Annotated in this window: 16 protein-coding genes; 13 read left to right on the forward strand and 3 right to left on the reverse strand. The window is 70.9% G+C overall.

Annotated elements, in window-relative coordinates:
* Nucleotides 1-50: 50 nt before the first annotated feature.
* Entirely contained in the window at nt 51-1280 is a 1230-nt protein-coding gene (locus ABT232_RS13835) for a DUF349 domain-containing protein (protein ID WP_351839860.1), read from the reverse strand.
* Between the two features lie 135 nt (nt 1281-1415).
* Complete coding sequence (locus ABT232_RS13840; protein WP_351839862.1) at nt 1416-2234, reverse strand: peptidylprolyl isomerase; 819 nt, start codon at nt 2232-2234, stop codon at nt 1416-1418.
* Between the two features lie 167 nt (nt 2235-2401).
* On the opposite strand from ABT232_RS13840, the gene ABT232_RS13845 reads away from it, so the two are divergent.
* The 5 genes from ABT232_RS13845 to rpsD all read left to right on the forward strand — a co-directional run bounded on the left by ABT232_RS13845 (nt 2402) and on the right by rpsD (nt 7574).
* Nucleotides 2402-3109: an MBL fold metallo-hydrolase gene (locus ABT232_RS13845; RefSeq protein ID WP_351839864.1), complete on the forward strand. Its 708-nt coding sequence runs from the start codon at nt 2402-2404 to the stop codon at nt 3107-3109.
* Nucleotides 3110-3122: 13 nt separating this feature from the next.
* Nucleotides 3123-4385 carry a histidine--tRNA ligase gene (hisS, locus tag ABT232_RS13850; RefSeq protein WP_351839866.1) on the forward strand — a complete coding sequence of 421 codons (1263 nt, stop codon included), beginning with the start codon at nt 3123-3125 and terminating at the stop codon, nt 4383-4385.
* 198 nt (nt 4386-4583) lie between these two features.
* Complete coding sequence (locus tag ABT232_RS13855) at nt 4584-5249, forward strand: vitamin K epoxide reductase family protein (protein ID WP_351839868.1); 666 nt, start codon at nt 4584-4586, stop codon at nt 5247-5249.
* Between the two features lie 47 nt (nt 5250-5296).
* Nucleotides 5297-6652: a replication-associated recombination protein A gene (locus ABT232_RS13860; RefSeq protein WP_351839870.1), complete on the forward strand. Its 1356-nt coding sequence runs from the start codon at nt 5297-5299 to the stop codon at nt 6650-6652.
* Nucleotides 6653-6959: 307 nt separating this feature from the next.
* Nucleotides 6960-7574, forward strand: coding sequence for a 30S ribosomal protein S4 (rpsD, locus tag ABT232_RS13865; protein ID WP_351839872.1), 615 nt, complete (start codon nt 6960-6962; stop codon nt 7572-7574).
* A 22-nt stretch (nt 7575-7596) separates the two neighbouring features.
* On the opposite strand, the gene ABT232_RS13870 is transcribed toward rpsD, so the two are convergent.
* Nucleotides 7597-9756, reverse strand: a complete 2160-nt coding sequence (locus tag ABT232_RS13870) for an ATP-binding protein (RefSeq protein WP_351839874.1) — start codon at nt 9754-9756, stop codon at nt 7597-7599.
* Nucleotides 9757-9910: 154 nt separating this feature from the next.
* On the opposite strand from ABT232_RS13870, the gene ABT232_RS13875 reads away from it, so the two are divergent.
* From ABT232_RS13875 to ABT232_RS13910, 8 genes are all read left to right on the forward strand, one after another.
* Nucleotides 9911-10360, forward strand: a complete 450-nt coding sequence (locus ABT232_RS13875) for a DUF948 domain-containing protein (protein WP_351839876.1) — start codon at nt 9911-9913, stop codon at nt 10358-10360.
* Between the two features lie 9 nt (nt 10361-10369).
* A complete protein-coding gene (locus ABT232_RS13880) occupies nt 10370-10714 on the forward strand; it encodes a hypothetical protein (RefSeq protein ID WP_351839878.1) in 345 nt (114 codons plus the stop codon).
* On the forward strand, nt 10714-13386 hold the full coding sequence (alaS, locus tag ABT232_RS13885; RefSeq protein WP_351839880.1) for an alanine--tRNA ligase: 2673 nt from the start codon (nt 10714-10716) through the stop codon (nt 13384-13386). Before ABT232_RS13880 ends, alaS begins: the two co-directional genes overlap by 1 nt.
* Entirely contained in the window at nt 13386-13850 is a 465-nt protein-coding gene (ruvX, locus tag ABT232_RS13890; protein WP_351839882.1) for a Holliday junction resolvase RuvX, read from the forward strand. The genes alaS and ruvX overlap by 1 nt, the downstream gene beginning before the upstream one ends.
* 119 nt (nt 13851-13969) lie before the next feature.
* Entirely contained in the window at nt 13970-15745 is a 1776-nt protein-coding gene (mltG, locus tag ABT232_RS13895) for an endolytic transglycosylase MltG (protein ID WP_351839884.1), read from the forward strand.
* The gene (locus ABT232_RS13900; protein WP_351839886.1) at nt 15745-16572 is read left to right on the forward strand and encodes a shikimate dehydrogenase; all 828 of its coding nucleotides are present in this window, start codon (nt 15745-15747) and stop codon (nt 16570-16572) included. The genes mltG and ABT232_RS13900 overlap by 1 nt, the downstream gene beginning before the upstream one ends.
* Before the next feature lie 48 nt (nt 16573-16620).
* Entirely contained in the window at nt 16621-16896 is a 276-nt protein-coding gene (locus ABT232_RS13905) for a hypothetical protein (RefSeq protein ID WP_351839888.1), read from the forward strand.
* A gap of 198 nt (nt 16897-17094) precedes the next feature.
* A partial coding sequence (locus ABT232_RS13910; RefSeq protein WP_351839890.1) for a chorismate synthase occupies nt 17095-17656 on the forward strand: 562 nt, incomplete at its 3' end.

Below are 17656 nucleotides of genomic sequence, written 5' to 3' on the forward strand. Positions count from 1 at the left end.
GGGGCTCCCCGAGGGGAGCCCCTTTCGTGTGCGAGCGGACGGAGGCCGTGTCAGCCGCCGAACTCCTGGAGACCCTTCAGCGCCTGGTCCAGCAGCGCCTGGCGGCCCGCCAGCTCACGCTCCAGCTTCTCGGCCTTGGCGTTGTTGCCCTGGGCGCGGGCCTGCTCGATCTGGCCCTGGAGCTTGTCCACCGCCGCCTGGAGCTGGCCGGTCAGACCCGCGGCACGCGCGCGTGCCTCCGGGTTGGTCCGGCGCCACTCGGCCTCCTCGGCCTCCTGGATCGCCCGCTCCACCGCGTGCATCCGGCCCTCGACCTTCGGCCGGGCGTCGCGCGGCACATGGCCGATGGCCTCCCAGCGCTCGTTGACCGAGCGGAACGCGGCACGGGCCGCCTTGAGGTCCGTCACCGGGAGGATCTTCTCGGCCTCCTCGGCCAGCTCCTCCTTCAGCTTCAGGTTCTCGGTCTGCTCGGCGTCACGCTCGGCGAAGACCGAGCTGCGGGCGGCGAAGAACACGTCCTGGGCGCCGCGGAAGCGGTTCCACAGGTCGTCCTCGTGCTCGCGCTGGGCGCGGCCCGCGGCCTTCCACTCCGCCATCAGCTCGCGGTAGCGGGCCGCGGTCGGCCCCCAGTCGGTCGAGTTCGACAGCGCCTCGGCCTCGGAGACCAGCCGCTCCTTGGTCCTGCGGGCCTCCTCGCGCTGCGCGTCCAGCTGCGCGAAGTGCGCCTTGCGGCGCTTGGAGAAGGCCGAGCGGGCGTGCGAGAAGCGGTGCCACAGCTCGTCGTCCGACTTGCGGTCGAGGCGCGGCAGCCCCTTCCAGGTGTCCACCAGCGCCCGCAGCCGCTCACCGGCCGCCCGCCACTGGTCGGACTGCGCCAGCTCCTCGGCCTCCGTGACCAGCGCCTCCTTGGCGTGGCGCGCCTCGTCGGACTGCTTGGCCCGCTGCTGCTTGCGCTCCTCGCGACGCTTGTCGACGGTCTCCACGAGCTTGTCCAGCCGGGTCCGCAGAGCGTCCAGGTCGCCGACCGCGTGGTGGGCGTCCACCTGTTCGCGCAGGTGGGCGATGGCGGTCTGGGCGTCCTTCGCCGACAGGTCGGTGGTCTTCACTCGCTTCTCGAGGAGGCCGATCTCGACAACCAGGCCCTCGTACTTGCGCTCGAAGTAGGCCAGCGCCTCGTCAGGGGAGCCGGCCTGCCAGGAACCGACGACCTGCTCGCCATCGGCCGTACGCACGTACACGGTCCCCGTCTCGTCGACGCGGCCCCACGGGTCGCTGCTCACAGCGCCTCCTCCACATGATGCCTGCGGGGGGCCTCAGCTCCCCCGGGCATCGTCCACAGTTTCGTCACGGCCAACATAGGCGACCGGCGGGTTGCCTGTCCGCATCCCGCGCGACCGAAATTTCGCACTTGAGGGTCAGGATTTCGTGACCGTCGCCTTGTTGATCACGACCGTAGCGTTCGGGGCGCCGTCGCCGGCGCCGGTGTTCTCTCCGGCCGCCGCGATCTTCTTCAGAACCGTCATGCCGGACTCGGAAACCGTACCGAACGGCGTGTAGCTGGGGGGCAACTGGCTGTCCTGGTAGACCAGGAAGAACTGGCTGCCGCCGCTGTTCTTCTGGCCGGTGTTCGCCATCGCCACGGTGCCCGCCGGGTAGACGCCGCCCTTGAGGCTCTTGTCCTTCAGATTCTCGTCCGGAATCGTGTAGCCGGGACCGCCGCTGCCGCTGCCCGTCGGGTCGCCGCACTGGAGCACGTAGATGCCGTTGGTGGTGAGCCGGTGGCACTTGGTGTGGTCGAAGTAGCCCTTGCCGGCGAGGAACTCGAACGAGTTGACGGTGTGCGGCGCGGCCGACGTCTTCAGCGCGATGTCTATGTCGCCGCAGGTGGTCGCGAGCTTCATCGAGTACTTCGCCGACTTGTCGATGGTCATCGACGGCTCCTTCTTGAAGCTCATCGTCTCGACCTCGCCCTTGGCCGCCTTGTCGCACGGGTCGGGCAGCGGGCTCGCGGCCGAGGCGCTGGGCGTGACCTCGGCGCCCGCGCTCTCCTTGCCGTCGTCCTTGAGGGCCCCGGTCGTGTACAGCGCGAGGCTGCCGATCACGACGACGCCCAGCGCCGACGCGATCACCGCATTGCGCGTGCGGGCCTTGCGGCGCGCGTCGGTGCGTCGCTGCTGCTGCCGCAAGAACTTCTCCCGGGCGAGCTGACGCCGCCGCTGCTCCTGGCTGACCACCGGGTTTACTCCTCATGCGTCTCGTACGTCGACGGGTACGCGTGCGTCTTGTGAGCCGACCGCCTGCGTGTGCCCCGTACCGTATATGGGTTCGCTGAGGAAACGGCAGCGCCGGTAGGCTCTGACCGAAGCTGTAGCCGCCCGTATCGACACAACGAAGGACGATCGTGCTCATTGCCGGGTTCCCCGCCGGGGCCTGGGGGACCAACTGTTATCTGGTCGCCCCCGCCGCCGGTGAGGAGTGCGTGATCATCGACCCGGGCCACGAAGCGGCCCCAGGAGTCGAAGAGGCGCTGAAGAAGCATCGGCTCAAGCCCGTCGCCGTCGTCCTCACCCATGGCCACATCGACCATGTGGCCTCGGTCGTCCCGGTGTGCGGCGCGCACGACGTACCGGCCTGGATCCACCCCGACGACCGGTACATGATGAGCGACCCCGAGAAGGCCCTCGGCCGTTCCATCGGCACGCAGCTGATGGGCGAGCTGACCGTGGGGGAGCCGGACGACGTCAGGACGCTGACCGACGGAGCGAAGCTGGAACTGGCCGGTCTGGAGCTGACCGTGGCGCACGCGCCCGGCCATACCAAGGGGTCGGTGACCTTCGGCCTGCCCGAGGCGGCGGACATCCCGCCCGTCCTCTTCTCGGGCGACCTGCTGTTCGCCGGCTCCATCGGACGCACCGACCTGCCCGGCGGTGACATGGCCGAGATGCTCGACTCGCTGGCCCGCGTGTGCCTGCCGCTCGACGACTCGACCGTGGTGCTGTCCGGCCACGGCCCCCAGACGACCATCGGCCGCGAGCGCGCCACCAACCCGTATCTGCGGGAGGTGGCCTCCGGCCAGGGAGCCTCGCCGGCTCCCCGACGAGGAATGTGACGAGAGACTTCCCGTGAGCACCTTTCAGGCCCCCAAGGGCACGTACGACCTGATCCCGCCGGACTCCGCGGCCTATCTGGCGGTCCGCGAGGCGATCGCCGCCCCGCTGCGCAACTCCGGCTACGGCTACATCGAGACGCCCGGCTTCGAGAGCGTCGAACTGTTCGCGCGCGGTGTCGGCGAGTCCACCGACATCGTCACCAAGGAGATGTACGCCTTCGAGACCAAGGGCGGCGACCGGCTCGCCCTGCGCCCCGAGGGCACCGCCTCGGTCCTGCGCGCGGCCCTGGAGGCCAACCTGCACAAGGCGGGCAACCTCCCGGTCAAGCTCTGGTACTCGGGCTCCTACTACCGCTACGAGCGCCCCCAGAAGGGCCGTTACCGCCACTTCTCCCAGGTCGGCGCCGAGGCCATCGGTGCCGAGGACCCGGCGCTGGACGCCGAGCTGATCATCCTGGCCGACCAGGCCTACCGTTCGCTGGGCCTGCGGAACTTCCGCATCCTGCTGAACAGCCTGGGCGACAAGGAGTGCCGTCCGGTGTACCGCGCGGCCCTCCAGGACTTCCTGCGCGGCCTGGACCTCGACGAGGACACCCTGCGCCGCGCGGAGATCAACCCGCTGCGCGTCCTCGACGACAAGCGCGCCGACGTCCAGAAGCAGCTCACCGACGCGCCCCTGCTGCGCGACTACCTCTGCGACGCCTGCAAGGCGTACCACGAGGAGGTCCGCGAGCTGATCACGGCCGCCGGTGTCGCCTTCGAGGACGACCCGAAGCTGGTCCGCGGCCTGGACTACTACACCCGCACCACCTTCGAGTTCGTGCACGACGGTCTGGGCTCCCAGTCCGCGGTGGGCGGCGGCGGCCGCTACGACGGTCTGTCCGAGATGATCGGCGGCCCCGCGCTGCCGTCCGTCGGCTGGGCCCTCGGCGTCGACCGCACCGTCCTCGCCCTGGAGGCCGAGGGCGTCGAGCTCGAACTCCCCGCCGCCACCAGCGTCTTCGCGGTGCCGCTCGGCGAGGAGGCCCGCCGGGTGCTGTTCGCCAAGGTCACCGAGTTGCGCAAGGCCGGCGTCGCCGCGGACTTCTCCTACGGCGGCAAGGGCCTCAAGGGCGCCATGAAGAACGCCAACCGCAGCGGCGCCCGCTACGCGATCGTGGCCGGTGAGCGCGACCTCGCCGAGGGTGTCGTCCAGCTCAAGGACATGGAGTCCGGCGAGCAGACCCCGATCGGTGTGAACGAGATCGTCGCCGAGCTGGAGGCCCGGCTCGGCTGAGCATCCGCCGCGAGGGCGCCGGGAGTCCAAGGGCTCCCGGCGCCCTCGTCGTCGTTCCACGGGTGTCCGGAAGCGAGCGGTGGGCGGGGTTCGGCCGTATGTCCTTATGCGCAGCGAACGGTGGCCGCACAGCGGTGTGCGGCACAATGTCCGGTGCCGGAAGCAGGTCCACCCTCCTCAAGTGACGGAATCGGCGTGATGAGCAAGACGACAGTCCAGGACGTCTCCACCGAGCCCGAGCCGCAGCAGCCGCAGCGCGCCGCCGGCGAGCCCCGCACGGTGGGCGGCAGCCGGGCGTTCGCGCTGCTGCTGGTGATCACGGGCGCGGCGGGTCTGCTCGCCGCCTGGGTCATCACGATCGACAAGTTCAAGATCCTCGAAGGCAAGGTGAGCGGCGAGACGTTCACCCCGAGCTGCAGCCTGAACCCGATCGTCTCCTGCGGCAGCGTCATGGAGAGCGACCAGGCGTCCGTCTTCGGGTTCCCCAACCCGATGCTCGGCCTGGTCACCTACGGCATCGTGATCGGCGTCGGCATGAGCCTGCTGGCCCGGGCCCGCTTCCCGCGCTGGTACTGGCTCACCTTCAACGCGGGCACGCTCTTCGGCGTCGGCTTCTGCACCTGGCTGATGATCCAGTCGCTGTACGAGATCAACGCCCTGTGCCTGTGGTGCTCGCTGGCCTGGGTCGCCACCATCGTCATGTTCTGGTACGTGACCTCGTTCAACGTACGAAACGGCTTCCTGCCCGCCCCGGCCGGCCTGAAGCGGTTCCTCGCCGAGTTCACCTGGGTGCTGCCGGTCACACACGTCGGCATCATCGCCATGCTGATCCTGACCCGCTGGGGCAGCCAGCTCTGGGCCTGACCCGGCGACCGGAGGGATTGTCGGTGCGGTGATTTAGGGTTGCCGACGTGGAGCCCGACCTGTTCACCGCCGCCGCCGAAGAACGCCAGGAGAAGGACCCGACCGGCAGTCCCCTGGCGGTGCGGATGCGCCCGCGCACCCTCGACGAGGTGGTCGGCCAGCAGCATCTGCTGAAACCCGGCTCGCCGCTGCGCCGGCTGGTCGGCGAAGGCTCCGGAGGACCGGCCGGACCGTCGTCGGTGATCCTCTGGGGCCCGCCCGGCACCGGCAAGACCACCCTCGCCTACGTCGTCTCCAAGGCGACCAACAAGCGCTTCGTGGAGCTGTCCGCGATCACCGCCGGCGTCAAGGAGGTCCGCGCGGTCATCGACGGCGCCCGTCGCGCCACCGGCGGGTACGGCAAGGAGACCGTCCTCTTCCTCGACGAGATCCACCGCTTCAGCAAGGCCCAGCAGGACTCGCTCCTCCCGGCCGTCGAGAACCGCTGGGTGACCCTGATCGCGGCGACCACCGAGAACCCGTACTTCTCGGTGATCTCGCCGCTGCTGTCCCGCTCCCTGCTGCTCACCCTCGAGCCCCTCACCGACGAGGACCTGCGCGGTCTGCTGCGCCGCGCCCTCACCGACGACCGCGGCCTCAAGGGCGCCGTCACCCTGCCCGATGACACCGAGCAGCACCTGCTGCGCATCGCCGGCGGCGACGCCCGCCGCGCGCTGACCGCCCTGGAGGCCGCCGCCGGCGCCGCGCTCGACAAGGGCGAGGCCGAGGTCTCGCTGGAGACGCTGGAGGAGACCGTCGACCGCGCGGCGGTGAAGTACGACCGCGACGGCGACCAGCACTACGACGTCGCCAGCGCCCTGATCAAGTCGATCCGCGGCTCCGACGTCGACGCCGCCCTGCACTACCTGGCCCGCATGATCGAGGCCGGCGAGGACCCCCGGTTCATCGCCCGCCGCCTGATGATCTCCGCCAGCGAGGACATCGGCCTCGCCGACCCGAACGCGCTGCCCATCGCGGTCGCCGCCGCCCAGGCCGTCGCCATGATCGGCTTCCCCGAGGCCGCCCTCACCCTCAGCCACGCCACCATCGCGCTCGCCCTCGCCCCCAAGTCCAACTCCGCGACCACCGCGATCGGCGCCGCCCTGGAGGACGTCCGCAAGGGGCTCGCCGGCGCCGTGCCCCCGCATCTGCGGGACGGGCACTACAAGGGCGCCGCCAAACTCGGCCACGCGCAGGGGTACGTCTACCCGCACGACCTGCCCGAGGGCATCGCCGCCCAGCAGTACGCGCCGGACGCCCTGAAGGACCGCGAGTACTACGACCCGACCCGGCACGGCGCGGAGGCGCGGTACGCGGACGCCGTGGAGTGGACCAGGAAACACCTCGGTCGCAGGCGGTCCTGAGCACCCTGTAGACTCGCCTGAAGTGCTGCGTCCCGTGCAGTCAGAACAGGACAGTCAGCCGGAGCCAGTCCAGGACCCCGTCTCGGACCGGCCCCAGGAGCGTCGCGCACCGTCGAACGGTGTCGCGGGCAGCCCGCCACCACCCGGAATCCGGGAACGGTCGGTGGGCAACTCGCGTGCTGCACGTATGTGCCCAGATCAGGGGAGCGGCTGCCCGACAGGTCCCTCGCGGACCCGACGGGTCTCCCCGGCTGCGGATGCGACCTCCCAAAACTCTGACAAGCCGAAAACTAAGAAATGAGAGACAGTGGCGAACCAGTCCCGCCCCAAGGTCAAGAAGTCGCGTGCCCTCGGCATCGCGCTGACCCCGAAGGCCGTCAAGTACTTCGAGGCCCGTCCCTACCCGCCGGGTGAGCACGGCCGCGGCCGCAAGCAGAACTCGGACTACAAGGTCCGTCTGCTGGAGAAGCAGCGTCTGCGCGCGCAGTACGACGTGTCCGAGCGTCAGCTCGTCCGCGCCTACGAGCGTGCCTCCAAGGTCCAGGGCAAGACCGGTGAGGCCCTGATCATCGAGCTGGAGCGTCGTCTCGACGCGCTGGTCCTGCGTTCGGGCATCGCCCGCACGATCTACCAGGCCCGCCAGATGGTCGTCCACGGCCACATCGAGGTCAACGGCCAGAAGGTCGACAAGCCGTCCTTCCGCGTCCGCCCGGACGACGTCGTCCAGGTCCGTGAGCGCAGCCGCGAGAAGACCCTCTTCTCGATCGCCCGTGAGGGTGGCTTCGCCCCCGACGGCGAGACCCCGCGCTACCTCCAGGTGAACCTCCGCGCCCTGGCCTTCCGCCTGGACCGCGAGCCGAACCGCAAGGAGATCCCGGTGATCTGCGACGAGCAGCTCGTCGTCGAGTACTACGCCCGCTGATCACCAGCCAGGCGCAGCACCTCTAACCCGCCGTCTCCCCGCCCTTCCGGGTGGGCGAGGCGGCGGGTTCGCGCATCCCGGACGTCCCGTGCGTGCGCCGCACCGGCCCGCGCGGCTCCGGCAGCCCGTCCAGGGCGGGACCCCGCCGCAGCGCCCGCGCCACGGCCTCGGCCCGGCCCAGCAGCCCGCCGTCGCGGACGCACTCGGTGTACCGCTCGTCGCCCAGCCGCTCCCGCGCCATCGCCTCGCACAGCTCGTGCGGCGCGTTGTAGTACGCCGAACCGAACAGCGGCAGCCCCACCGACGGCCACAGACCGCCCGCCGCGCCCTGCAGCACCGCGGCCTCCGCCGGATCGCCCTCCGCCGCCGTGACCAGGGCCAGCAGCTCGATCGACAGCACCGAACCCAGCAGGTCGTTGAAAGCGTGCGCGTCGGACAGGGTGTCCCGCAGCAGCCCGCGGGCGCCCGCGGTGTCGCCCTCCGCCCAGGCCGCGTACGCCAGGACGTACCGTGCGTAGCCCAGCGCCCAGCGCTCCCCGTGGTCCTCGCAGATCCGGCGCACGTCCTCGCACAACCGCACCGCGTCCGGCAGATCGCCCTGGAAGGCGCGGGCCATCGCCAGCTCCACCTGGCCCATCAGCACATTGCTGTTCAGCTCGCCGATCTCCTGGTAGCGGTCCAGCGCCGAGCGCAGCAGCGTCTCCGCGCGCGCCATGTCGTCCGTGACCAGCGCCAGACAGCCGGTGCGGTGCTCCGCGTACGCCAGCGCGGTGCCGTTCCCCAGCTGCTCCGCCTCCTCCCGGCACTCCTGGAGCGCCCCCAGCGCCGGCACCGGGTCGCCCTGGAGGATCGCCACGTAGCCCAGCACCCACAGCGCCTTCAGCCGGGGCTGCTCATGACCGGAGTCGAGCGCCAGGGCGCGCTCCAGCCAGTGCCGCCCCTCCGCCAGCCGCCCGCAGCCCACCCAGTGGAACCACAGACAGCCCGCCAGGTACTGGCCCAGGTGCGCCTCGTCCGGCTCGGTCAGGCAGTACTCCAGGGCCGCGCGCAGATTCGGCAGCTCGGCCTCCACCCGCGCGGCCACCTCGGACTGGCGCGGCGAGAACCAGTCCAGCTCGCACCAGGTCGCCAGGCCCATGTACCAGTCGCGGTGGCCCCGCCGCAGCCGGTCGGCCTCGCCGGCCGCCGCCAGCCACTCGGCGCCGTACGCCCGGACCGTGTCCAGCATCCGGTAGCGCACCCCGGCCCCGGTCTGCTCCCGCCCGACCACCGACTGCTCGATCAGCTCGGACAGCACGTCGAGGACGTCGTCGGCGTGCAGCCCATGACCGCCGCACACATACTCGGCGGCCTCCAGGTCGAAGGGCCCGGCGAACACCGACAGCCGCGCCCACAGCAGCCGCTCCCGCGGTGTGCACAGCTCATGGCTCCAGCCGATCGCGGTACGCAGCGTCTGATGCCGGGCCGGCGCCTGGCGCCCGCCGCCGGTCAGCAGCCGGAACCGGTCGTCGAGGCGGTCCAGCAACTGCTCCGCGGTGAGCGCCCGCAGCCGGCCCGCGGCCAGCTCGATCGCCAGCGGAATCCCGTCGAGGCGCCGGCACAGTTCCCGCGCGGTCCGGTCGTCGCCGGTCGGCACCCCCAGCCGCGCGGCCCGGTCGGCGAGGAGTTCGACCGCCTCGTCCTCGCCGAGCGGCGCCAGCGGGAACAGCCGCTCGCCGGTCACCCCGAGCGGCCGGCGTCCCACCGCCAGCACCCTCAGCCCCGGCGCCCGGCGCAGCAGCTCGACCACCAGCTCGGCGCAGGGCTCCACCAGGTGCTCGAACCCGTCGAGCACCAGCAGCAGTTCACGGCCGGCGAGATGATCGAGCAGGGTCTCGCGCGGCAGCCGCCGGGTGTGGTCGGTCAGCCCCAGGGCCTCCACGACGGCGTAGTCGACGAACTCCGGGTCGCGCAACGCGGCCAGCTCGGCCCGCCAGACCCCGTCGCGCGGGACGGACCGCGCGGCCACGCGCGCCGCCAGCCGGGACTTGCCGACTCCGCCGACGCCGGTGACGGTCACCAGCCGCGCGGCGTCGAGGGCCGCCGCCAGGCCGGCGAGTTCGGCGGTGCGTCCGACGAACGCGTCGAGCTCGCAAGGGAGGTTGCCGGTCGGGGAGGTGTCGCAACGCTGATGGTCCCGCATGGAATACGGAGCGTACTGAATCGTATTCAGTCCGTACAATCGCCGGGCGCGAATCCCGCCCGGCGCGGGCGTTAATGCGGTACGGACGGGTACCCCCGGCGCGATAGGCTCGGTGCACGACTTTTTCGATGTCCAGGCAGGTTTCAGGGAGCGGGTGCGCAAGGTGTCCGGTGGAGAGGTGGCCGGGATCCTGGTGGCCGTCTTCTGGGCGATCCTGGTGTCCTTCCTCGCGGTGGCACTCGCGAGGCTGGCCCAGACGCTCAGGGCGACCACCAAGCTGGTGGCGGACGTGACCGACCAGGCCGTCCCGCTGCTCGCGGAGGCCTCCGCGGCCGTGCGCTCCGCGCAGACCCAGATCGACCGGGTCGACGCCATCGCCTCCGACGTCCAGGAGGTCACGTCGAACGCGTCCGCGCTGTCGACGACCGTCGCCTCCACCTTCGGCGGGCCGCTCGTGAAGGTCGCGGCCTTCGGCTACGGCGTGCGCCGGGCGCTGGGCGGCCGCAAGGACGACGTGCCCGAGCGAGCGCCCCGGCGTACCGTGATCGTGGGCCGGACGGTCTCCCGGCGGGAGAAGCGGAACGCCCGTGGAAAGAAGGACTGAGAGCCAGCCATGTTCCGCCGTACCTTCTGGTTCACCACGGGTGTCGCCACCGGTGTGTGGGCCACCACCAAGGTCAACCGCAAGCTGAGGCAGCTGACCCCCGAGAGCCTGGCCGCGACCGCGGCGAACAAGGCTCTCGAGGCCGGTCACAAGCTCAAGGACCGCGCGGTGGGCTTCGCCCTCGACGTGCGCGACAACATGGCCCGGCGGGAGGCCGAACTGGGCGAGGCGCTCGGCATCAACGCCCGCCCCGAACTGCCCGAACCGCGGCGCTACGCCGTCATCGAGAACCGCAACGACCCCAAGTACGTCGAGAACACGTCGTACTCGTACAACCGGAATGAGGACCACTGATGGAGTCGGCTGAGATCCGCCGTCGCTGGCTGAGCTTCTTCGAGGAGCGCGGGCACACCGTCGTCCCTTCGGCGTCGCTCATCGCGGACGACCCGACTCTGCTCCTCGTCCCGGCCGGCATGGTGCCCTTCAAGCCCTACTTCCTGGGTGAGGTCAAGCCGCCCTTCGCCCGCGCCACCAGCGTCCAGAAGTGCGTGCGCACGCCCGACATCGAAGAGGTCGGCAAGACCACGCGGCACGGCACCTTCTTCCAGATGTGCGGCAACTTCTCCTTCGGCGACTACTTCAAGGAAGGCGCCATCAAGCACGCCTGGGAGCTGCTCACCAGCCCCCAGGACAAGGGTGGTTACGGCCTGGAGCCGGAGAAGCTCTGGATCACCGTCTACAAAGACGACGACGAGGCCGAGCGGATCTGGCACGAGGTCGTCGGTGTGCCCAAGGAGCGCATCCAGCGCCTGGGCATGAAGGACAACTACTGGTCCATGGGCGTCCCCGGCCCGTGCGGCCCCTGCTCCGAGATCAACTACGACCGCGGCCCCGAGTTCGGCGCCGAGGGCGGCCCCGCCGTCAACGACGAGCGGTACGTGGAGATCTGGAACCTCGTCTTCATGCAGTACGAGCGCGGCGAGGGCATCGGCAAGGACAACTTCGAGATCCTCGGCGAGCTGCCGAGCAAGAACATCGACACGGGCCTCGGCCTGGAGCGCCTCGCCATGATTCTGCAGGGCGTGCAGAACATGTACGAGATCGACACCTCCATGGCCGTCATCAAGAAGGCCACCGAGCTGACCGGCGTGGCCTACGGCGACGCCCACGACTCGGACGTCTCGCTGCGCGTGGTCACCGACCACATGCGCACCTCGGTGATGCTCATCGGCGACGGCGTGACCCCCGGCAACGAGGGCCGCGGCTACGTGCTGCGCCGCATCATGCGCCGCGCCATCCGCAACATGCGCCTGCTCGGCGCCACCGGCCCGGTCGTCAAGGAGCTCATCGACACCGTCATCGCGATGATGGGCCAGCAGTACCCGGAGCTGGTCACCGACCGCGAGCGCATCGAGAACGTCGCCCTCGCCGAGGAGGCCCGCTTCCTCAAGACCCTCAACGCCGGCACGAACGTCCTCGACGGCGCCGTCAGCGAGACCAAGGCCGCCGGCTCCACCGTGCTCCCCGGCGACAAGGCCTTCCTGCTCCACGACACCTGGGGCTTCCCGATCGACCTCACCCTGGAGATGGCCGCCGAGCAGGGGCTGTCCGTGGACGAGGACGGCTTCCGCCGCCTGATGAAGGAGCAGCGGGAGCGCGCCAAGGCCGACGCCCAGGCCAAGAAGACCGGTCACGCCGGCGCCGGCGCCTACCGGGAGATCGCCGACAAGGCCGGCGAGACCGACTTCATCGGCTACACCGAGACCGAGGGCGAGTCCACGATCGTCGGCATCCTCGTCGACGGCGTCTCCTCCCCGGCCGCCACCGAGGGCGACGAGGTCGAGATCGTCCTGGACCGCACCCCGTTCTACGCCGAGGGCGGCGGCCAGATCGGCGACACCGGCCGCATCAAGGTCGACACCGGTGCCGTGATCGAGATCCGCGACTGCCAGAAGCCGGTCCCGGGCGTCTACGTCCACAAGGGCGTCGTCCAGGTCGGCGAGGTCACCGTCGGCGCCAAGGCCGAGGCCTCCATCGACGCCCGCCGTCGCACGGCCATCGCCCGCGCCCACTCGGCCACCCACCTCACCCACCAGGCCCTGCGCGACGCCCTCGGCCCGACGGCCGCCCAGGCCGGTTCCGAGAACCAGCCCGGCCGCTTCCGCTTCGACTTCGGTTCGCCGTCCGCCGTTCCGACGGCCGTGATGACCGACGTCGAGCAGAAGATCAACGAGGTGCTCGCCCGCGACCTCGACGTCCGCGCCGATGTCATGGGCATCGACGAGGCCAGGAAGCAGGGCGCCATCGCCGAGTTCGGCGAGAAGTACGGCGAGCGCGTCCGGGTCGTCACCATCGGCGACTTCTCCAAGGAGCTGTGCGGCGGCACGCATGTGCACAACACCGCCCAGCTCGGCCTGGTGAAGCTGCTCGGCGAGTCGTCGATCGGCTCGGGTGTGCGCCGTATCGAGGCCCTGGTCGGCGTCGACGCCTACAACTTCCTCGCCCGTGAGCACACGGTCGTCGCCCAGCTCCAGGAGCTGATCAAGGGCCGACCGGAGGAGCTTCCGGAGAAGGTCTCCGCCATGCTCGGCAAGCTGAAGGACGCCGAGAAGGAGATCGAGAAGTTCCGCGCCGAGAAGGTGCTCCAGGCCGCCGCCGGTCTCGCCGAGTCCGCCAAGGACGTGCGCGGCGTCGCCCTGGTCACCGGCCAGGTCCCGGACGGCACCACGCCGGACGACCTGCGCAAGCTGGTCCTCGACGTGCGCGGCCGCATCCAGGGCGGCAGGGCCGCCGTGGTGGCCCTGTTCACCACCGTCAACGGCAAGCCGCTCACGGTCATCGCCACCAACGAGGCCGCCCGCGAGCGCGGTCTGAAGGCCGGCGACCTGGTCCGTACGGCCGCCAAGACGCTCGGCGGCGGCGGTGGCGGCAAGCCGGACGTCGCTCAGGGCGGCGGCCAGAACCCGGCCGCCATCGGCGACGCCGTGGACGCCGTGGAGCGCCTGGTCGCGGAGACGGCCAAGTAATGCGCAGAGGACGTCGGCTCGCCATCGACGTCGGGGACGCCCGCATCGGGGTCGCCTCGTGCGACCCCGACGGGATCCTCGCCACGCCGGTGGAGACCGTCCCCGGCCGGGACGTCCCGGCGGCGCACCGCCGGCTGCGGCAGCTGGTCGAGGAGTACGAGCCGATCGAGGTCGTGGTCGGCCTGCCGCGCTCCCTCAAGGGGGGCGAGGGACCGGCCGCGGTCAAGGTCCGCGGCTTCACCCAGGAGCTCGCCCGCATGATCGCCCCGGTTCCGGTGCGACTCGTGGACGAGCGGATGACGACCGTGACGGCCGGCCAGGGACTGCGCGCCTCCGGTGTGAAGTCCAAGAAGGGACGGTCCGTCATCGACCAGGCGGCCGCGGTGATCATCCTTCAACAGGCGCTGGAATCCGAACGGGTGTCAGGTAAAGCCCCGGGCGAGGGCGTCGAAGTGGTCATCTGATCGCGATACGGTAACGTTCCGCGCGATGCGGCGGCATTCGAACAGCCGCCGCACAAGAAGAGGCGGCACGGAACCGGGCCGGAGGGCCGCGACCGCCGCCTCGCGGCTCTAGGGGATCGATGACTGAGTATGGCCGGGGCCAAGGCTCCGAACCGTGGCATCCGGAGGACCCGTTGTACGGGGACGGCGGATGGGGAGGACAGCAGGCCCAGTCGGGCGAGCAGTCCGCCTACGGCGGCCAGCCGCAGCACTATCCGCAGCAGCCGCAGCAGTCGCAGTACGGCGAGTGGAACGACGGCGGCCAGCAGGCCGCCTACGGTCAGGCCCAGCAGCAGTACCAGGAATACGGGCAGCAGTACCCCGGCCAGGGCGGGCCCCAGTACGACCAGCAGGGCCAGCCCCAGTACGGCGACCAGGGCCAGACCCAGTACGGCGATCAGGGCCAGCACCCGCAGTACCAGAACCAGGGCCATCAGCAGTACGACGATCAGCAGCCGTACGACAACGGCGGCGGCTGGTCCACCGGCACGCACCCGCACGTCCCGTACCCCGCCGATCCCGCGGACCCCTACGCCCAGCAGCCGGCGGCCTACGCCGGCGAGCAGCCCGATTTCTACGGCACCCCGGACGCCTATCCGCCCCCGGAACCGCCCGCCCGTCGTACCGCCGATCCCGAGCCGGTCACCGACTGGGACCCGGGCCCCGACCAGGGCGAGCACGCCTTCTTCGCGGGCGACGACGACGATGACGACCTCGACGACGAGCCGGGTGGCCGTCGCGGGCGCGGCGACCGCCGAGGCCGCGGCGGCAAGAACAAGAAGAGCCGCAACGGAGTCGCCTGCCTGGTGGTCGCGCTGGTCTTCGGCGGCGGTCTCGCCGGAGTCGGCTACTTCGGTCTCCAGTTCTACCAGGATCGTTTCGGCGAGGCACCGGACTTCGCGGGTTCCGGCAACGGCGAGCAGGTCTCCGTCACCATCCCCAAGGGCGCGAGCGGCTCCCAGATGGGCAACATCCTGAAGGGCGCCGGGGTCGTCAAGAGCGTCGACGCCTTCGTCGCCGCCCAGAACAGCAATCCCGAGGGCAAGTCGATCCAGGACGGCGTGTACACCCTCGAGAAGGAGATGTCGGCCGACAGCGCGGTCGAACTGATGCTCAGCCCGGAGAGCAAGAACAACCTGATCATCGCCGAGGGCAAGCGCAACGCCGACATCTACAAGCTCATCGACCAGCGCCTGGAGGTCGACGAGGGCACCACCGCCGAGGTCGCCGAGAAGGACTGGAAGAAGTTCGGCCTGCCCGACTGGGCGCTGGACCACGAGGACGTCAAGGACCCGCTGGAAGGGTTCCTCTACCCCTCCAGCTATCCGGTCGGCAAGGGCCAGGAGCCCGAGGACGTCCTCAAGCAGATGGTGCAGCGGGCCACCGACACCTACGAGGAACTGGGTGTCGAGAAGAAGGCCGACAGCCTGGGCCTGGACAGCCCGTGGGAGCTGATCACCGCCGCCAGCCTGGTGCAGGCCGAGGGCACCAGCCACGACGACTTCCGCAAGATGGCCGAGGTCGTCTACAACCGGATGAAGCCGGCCAACCCGCAGACCAACGGGATGCTGGAGTTCGACTCCACCTACAACTACATCAAGAACCAGAGCAAGATCGACCTCTCGCTGGCCGAGCTCCGGAACTACGACAACCCGTACAACACGTACTACTACAAGGGCTTGCCGCCCGGACCGATCGGCAACCCGGGCGAGGACGCGCTCAAGGGCGCGCTCAACCCGACCGACGACGGCTGGTACTACTTCATCTCGATGGACGGCAAGACGAGCAAGTTCACCAAGACCAACGAAGAGCACCAGCGGCTCGTCGACCAGTGGAACGCTTCGAGGAACAACTGATGTCCGCATCCCGTCGGGCCGCCGTTCTCGGCTCGCCGATCGCCCACTCCCTGTCCCCGGTGCTGCACCGTGCCGCCTACGCGGAACTCGGCCTGACCGGCTGGACCTACGACCGCTTCGACGTGGTCGAGGAGGCGCTGCCGCGCTTCGTCGAGGGACTGGGCCCGGAGTGGGCGGGCCTGTCGGTGACCATGCCGCTGAAGCGCGCGGTGATCCCGCTGCTCGACGAGATCAGCGACACCGCCGCCGCGGTGGACGCCGTGAACACCGTCGTCCTCCACGAGGACGGCCGCCGCACCGGCGACAACACCGACATCCCCGGGATGGTCGCGGCCCTGGCCGAGCACGGCATCGAGAAGGCCGACAGCGCGGCCGTCCTCGGCGCCGGCGCCACCGCCTCCTCCGCCCTCGCCGCGCTGGCCCGCGTCTGCACCGGCGAGATCGCCGTGTACGTCCGCAGCGAGGCCCGCGCCACCGAGATGCGGCAGTGGGCCGAGCGGCTGGACGTCCAGGTGCGCATCGCCGACTGGGCGGACGCCGAGGAGGCACTGCGCGCCCAGCTGGTCGTGGCGACCACCCCGGCCGGTGCCACCGACGCGCTGGCCGCCGCCGTCCCGGAGCGCCCGGCCGCCCTGTTCGACGTGCTCTACGACCCCTGGCCGACCACCCTCGCGGCCCGCTGGTCAGCGTACGGCGGCGCTGTCGTCAGCGGGCTCGACCTCCTCGTCCACCAGGCCGTGCTCCAGGTCGAGCAGATGACCGGCCACGCGCCGGCCCCGGTGGCGGCCATGCGGACGGCGGGCGAGCGGGCCCTCGCGGCCCGCTAGGATCCGCTCGGCCACGCAGGGGAGCGGGGCCGGAAGGGGGAGTCGTCCGTGTCGACAGGCGTGCCGCTGGCACAGTCGTACAAGGCCCAGGTCGCCGAGTTCCTGCTGGGGTTCCTGCCCGAATGGCTGCAGGTCACCGTACTCGTGCTGATCGTCGCGGCCGTCCTGGTGTCCTGGGGGTTCAAGCTGCGGCGCAGGATCGCCCGGGCACGGGCCGGCCAGACCGCGCCGCCGGCCCGGGCCGAGGCGGTACCGCAGTCCCGCGGCGCCGACTTCCTCGGCCCCTACGCGCCCACGCGGCAGCCGCCCGACCGTCTCGTGTGAGCGCCTTCCGCGCCCCTTCGCGCGGTCCACGTCCGGTGCCGGCGCGTCCGCCTGGTGGACCGGCGGATGGGACAACCGCCGGGACGTGGGAGGATCGGAGGTGGCGGGCCAGGGCCGCGCACCCCGGTCGCGCCACCGCCGTGCGCGACGAGACGCGCACGCAGGGCAGTACCAGGGCGCGAGCACTGAGGAGCACCGTTGAGCAGGTTGCGCTGGCTGACCGCGGGGGAGTCCCACGGTCCCGCACTCGTCGCGACGCTGGAGGGCCTTCCCGCCGGCGTGCCGATCACCACGGAGATGGTGGCGGATCACTTGGCGCGGCGGCGGCTCGGCTATGGGCGCGGTGCGCGGATGAAGTTCGAGCGGGACGAGGTCACGTTCCTGGGTGGTGTCCGGCACGGTCTGACGCTGGGTTCTCCGGTGGCGGTCATGGTCGGGAACACGGAGTGGCCGAAGTGGGAGAAGGTCATGGCGGCCGACCCCGTCGATGCGGGTGAGCTGGCCGCACTGGCGCGCAACGCGCCGCTGACCCGTCCCCGTCCCGGTCATGCGGACCTGGCGGGTATGCAGAAGTACGGTTTCGAGGAGGCCCGGCCGATCCTGGAGCGCGCCTCCGCCCGGGAGACCGCGGCACGCGTCGCCCTCGGCGCGGTCGCCCGCTCCTACCTGAAGGAGACGGCCGGGATCGAGATCGTCTCGCACGTGGTGGAGCTGGCGGCGGCGAAGGCGCCGTACGGGGTGTATCCGGCGCCGGGTGATG

Origin of the sequence: Streptomyces sp. NPDC001532 (assembly GCF_040298625.1) — a bacterium.
In the GTDB taxonomy this organism is placed as follows: Bacteria; Actinomycetota; Actinomycetes; order Streptomycetales; family Streptomycetaceae; genus Streptomyces.

What these genes read in the sequence shown, in the direction of transcription:
- ABT232_RS13855 (WP_351839868.1), top strand. Translation starts at nt 4,584, where the DNA reads ATGAGCAAGACGACAGTCCAGGACGTCTCCACCGAGCCCGAGCCGCAG.
- ABT232_RS13870 (WP_351839874.1), bottom strand. Translation starts at nt 9,756, where the DNA reads ATGCGGGACCATCAGCGTTGCGACACCTCCCCGACCGGCAACCTCCCT.
- ABT232_RS13900 (WP_351839886.1), top strand. Translation starts at nt 15,745, where the DNA reads ATGTCCGCATCCCGTCGGGCCGCCGTTCTCGGCTCGCCGATCGCCCAC.
- mltG (WP_351839884.1), top strand. Translation starts at nt 13,970, where the DNA reads ATGACTGAGTATGGCCGGGGCCAAGGCTCCGAACCGTGGCATCCGGAG.
- alaS (WP_351839880.1), top strand. Translation starts at nt 10,714, where the DNA reads ATGGAGTCGGCTGAGATCCGCCGTCGCTGGCTGAGCTTCTTCGAGGAG.
- ABT232_RS13880 (WP_351839878.1), top strand. Translation starts at nt 10,370, where the DNA reads ATGTTCCGCCGTACCTTCTGGTTCACCACGGGTGTCGCCACCGGTGTG.
- ruvX (WP_351839882.1), top strand. Translation starts at nt 13,386, where the DNA reads ATGCGCAGAGGACGTCGGCTCGCCATCGACGTCGGGGACGCCCGCATC.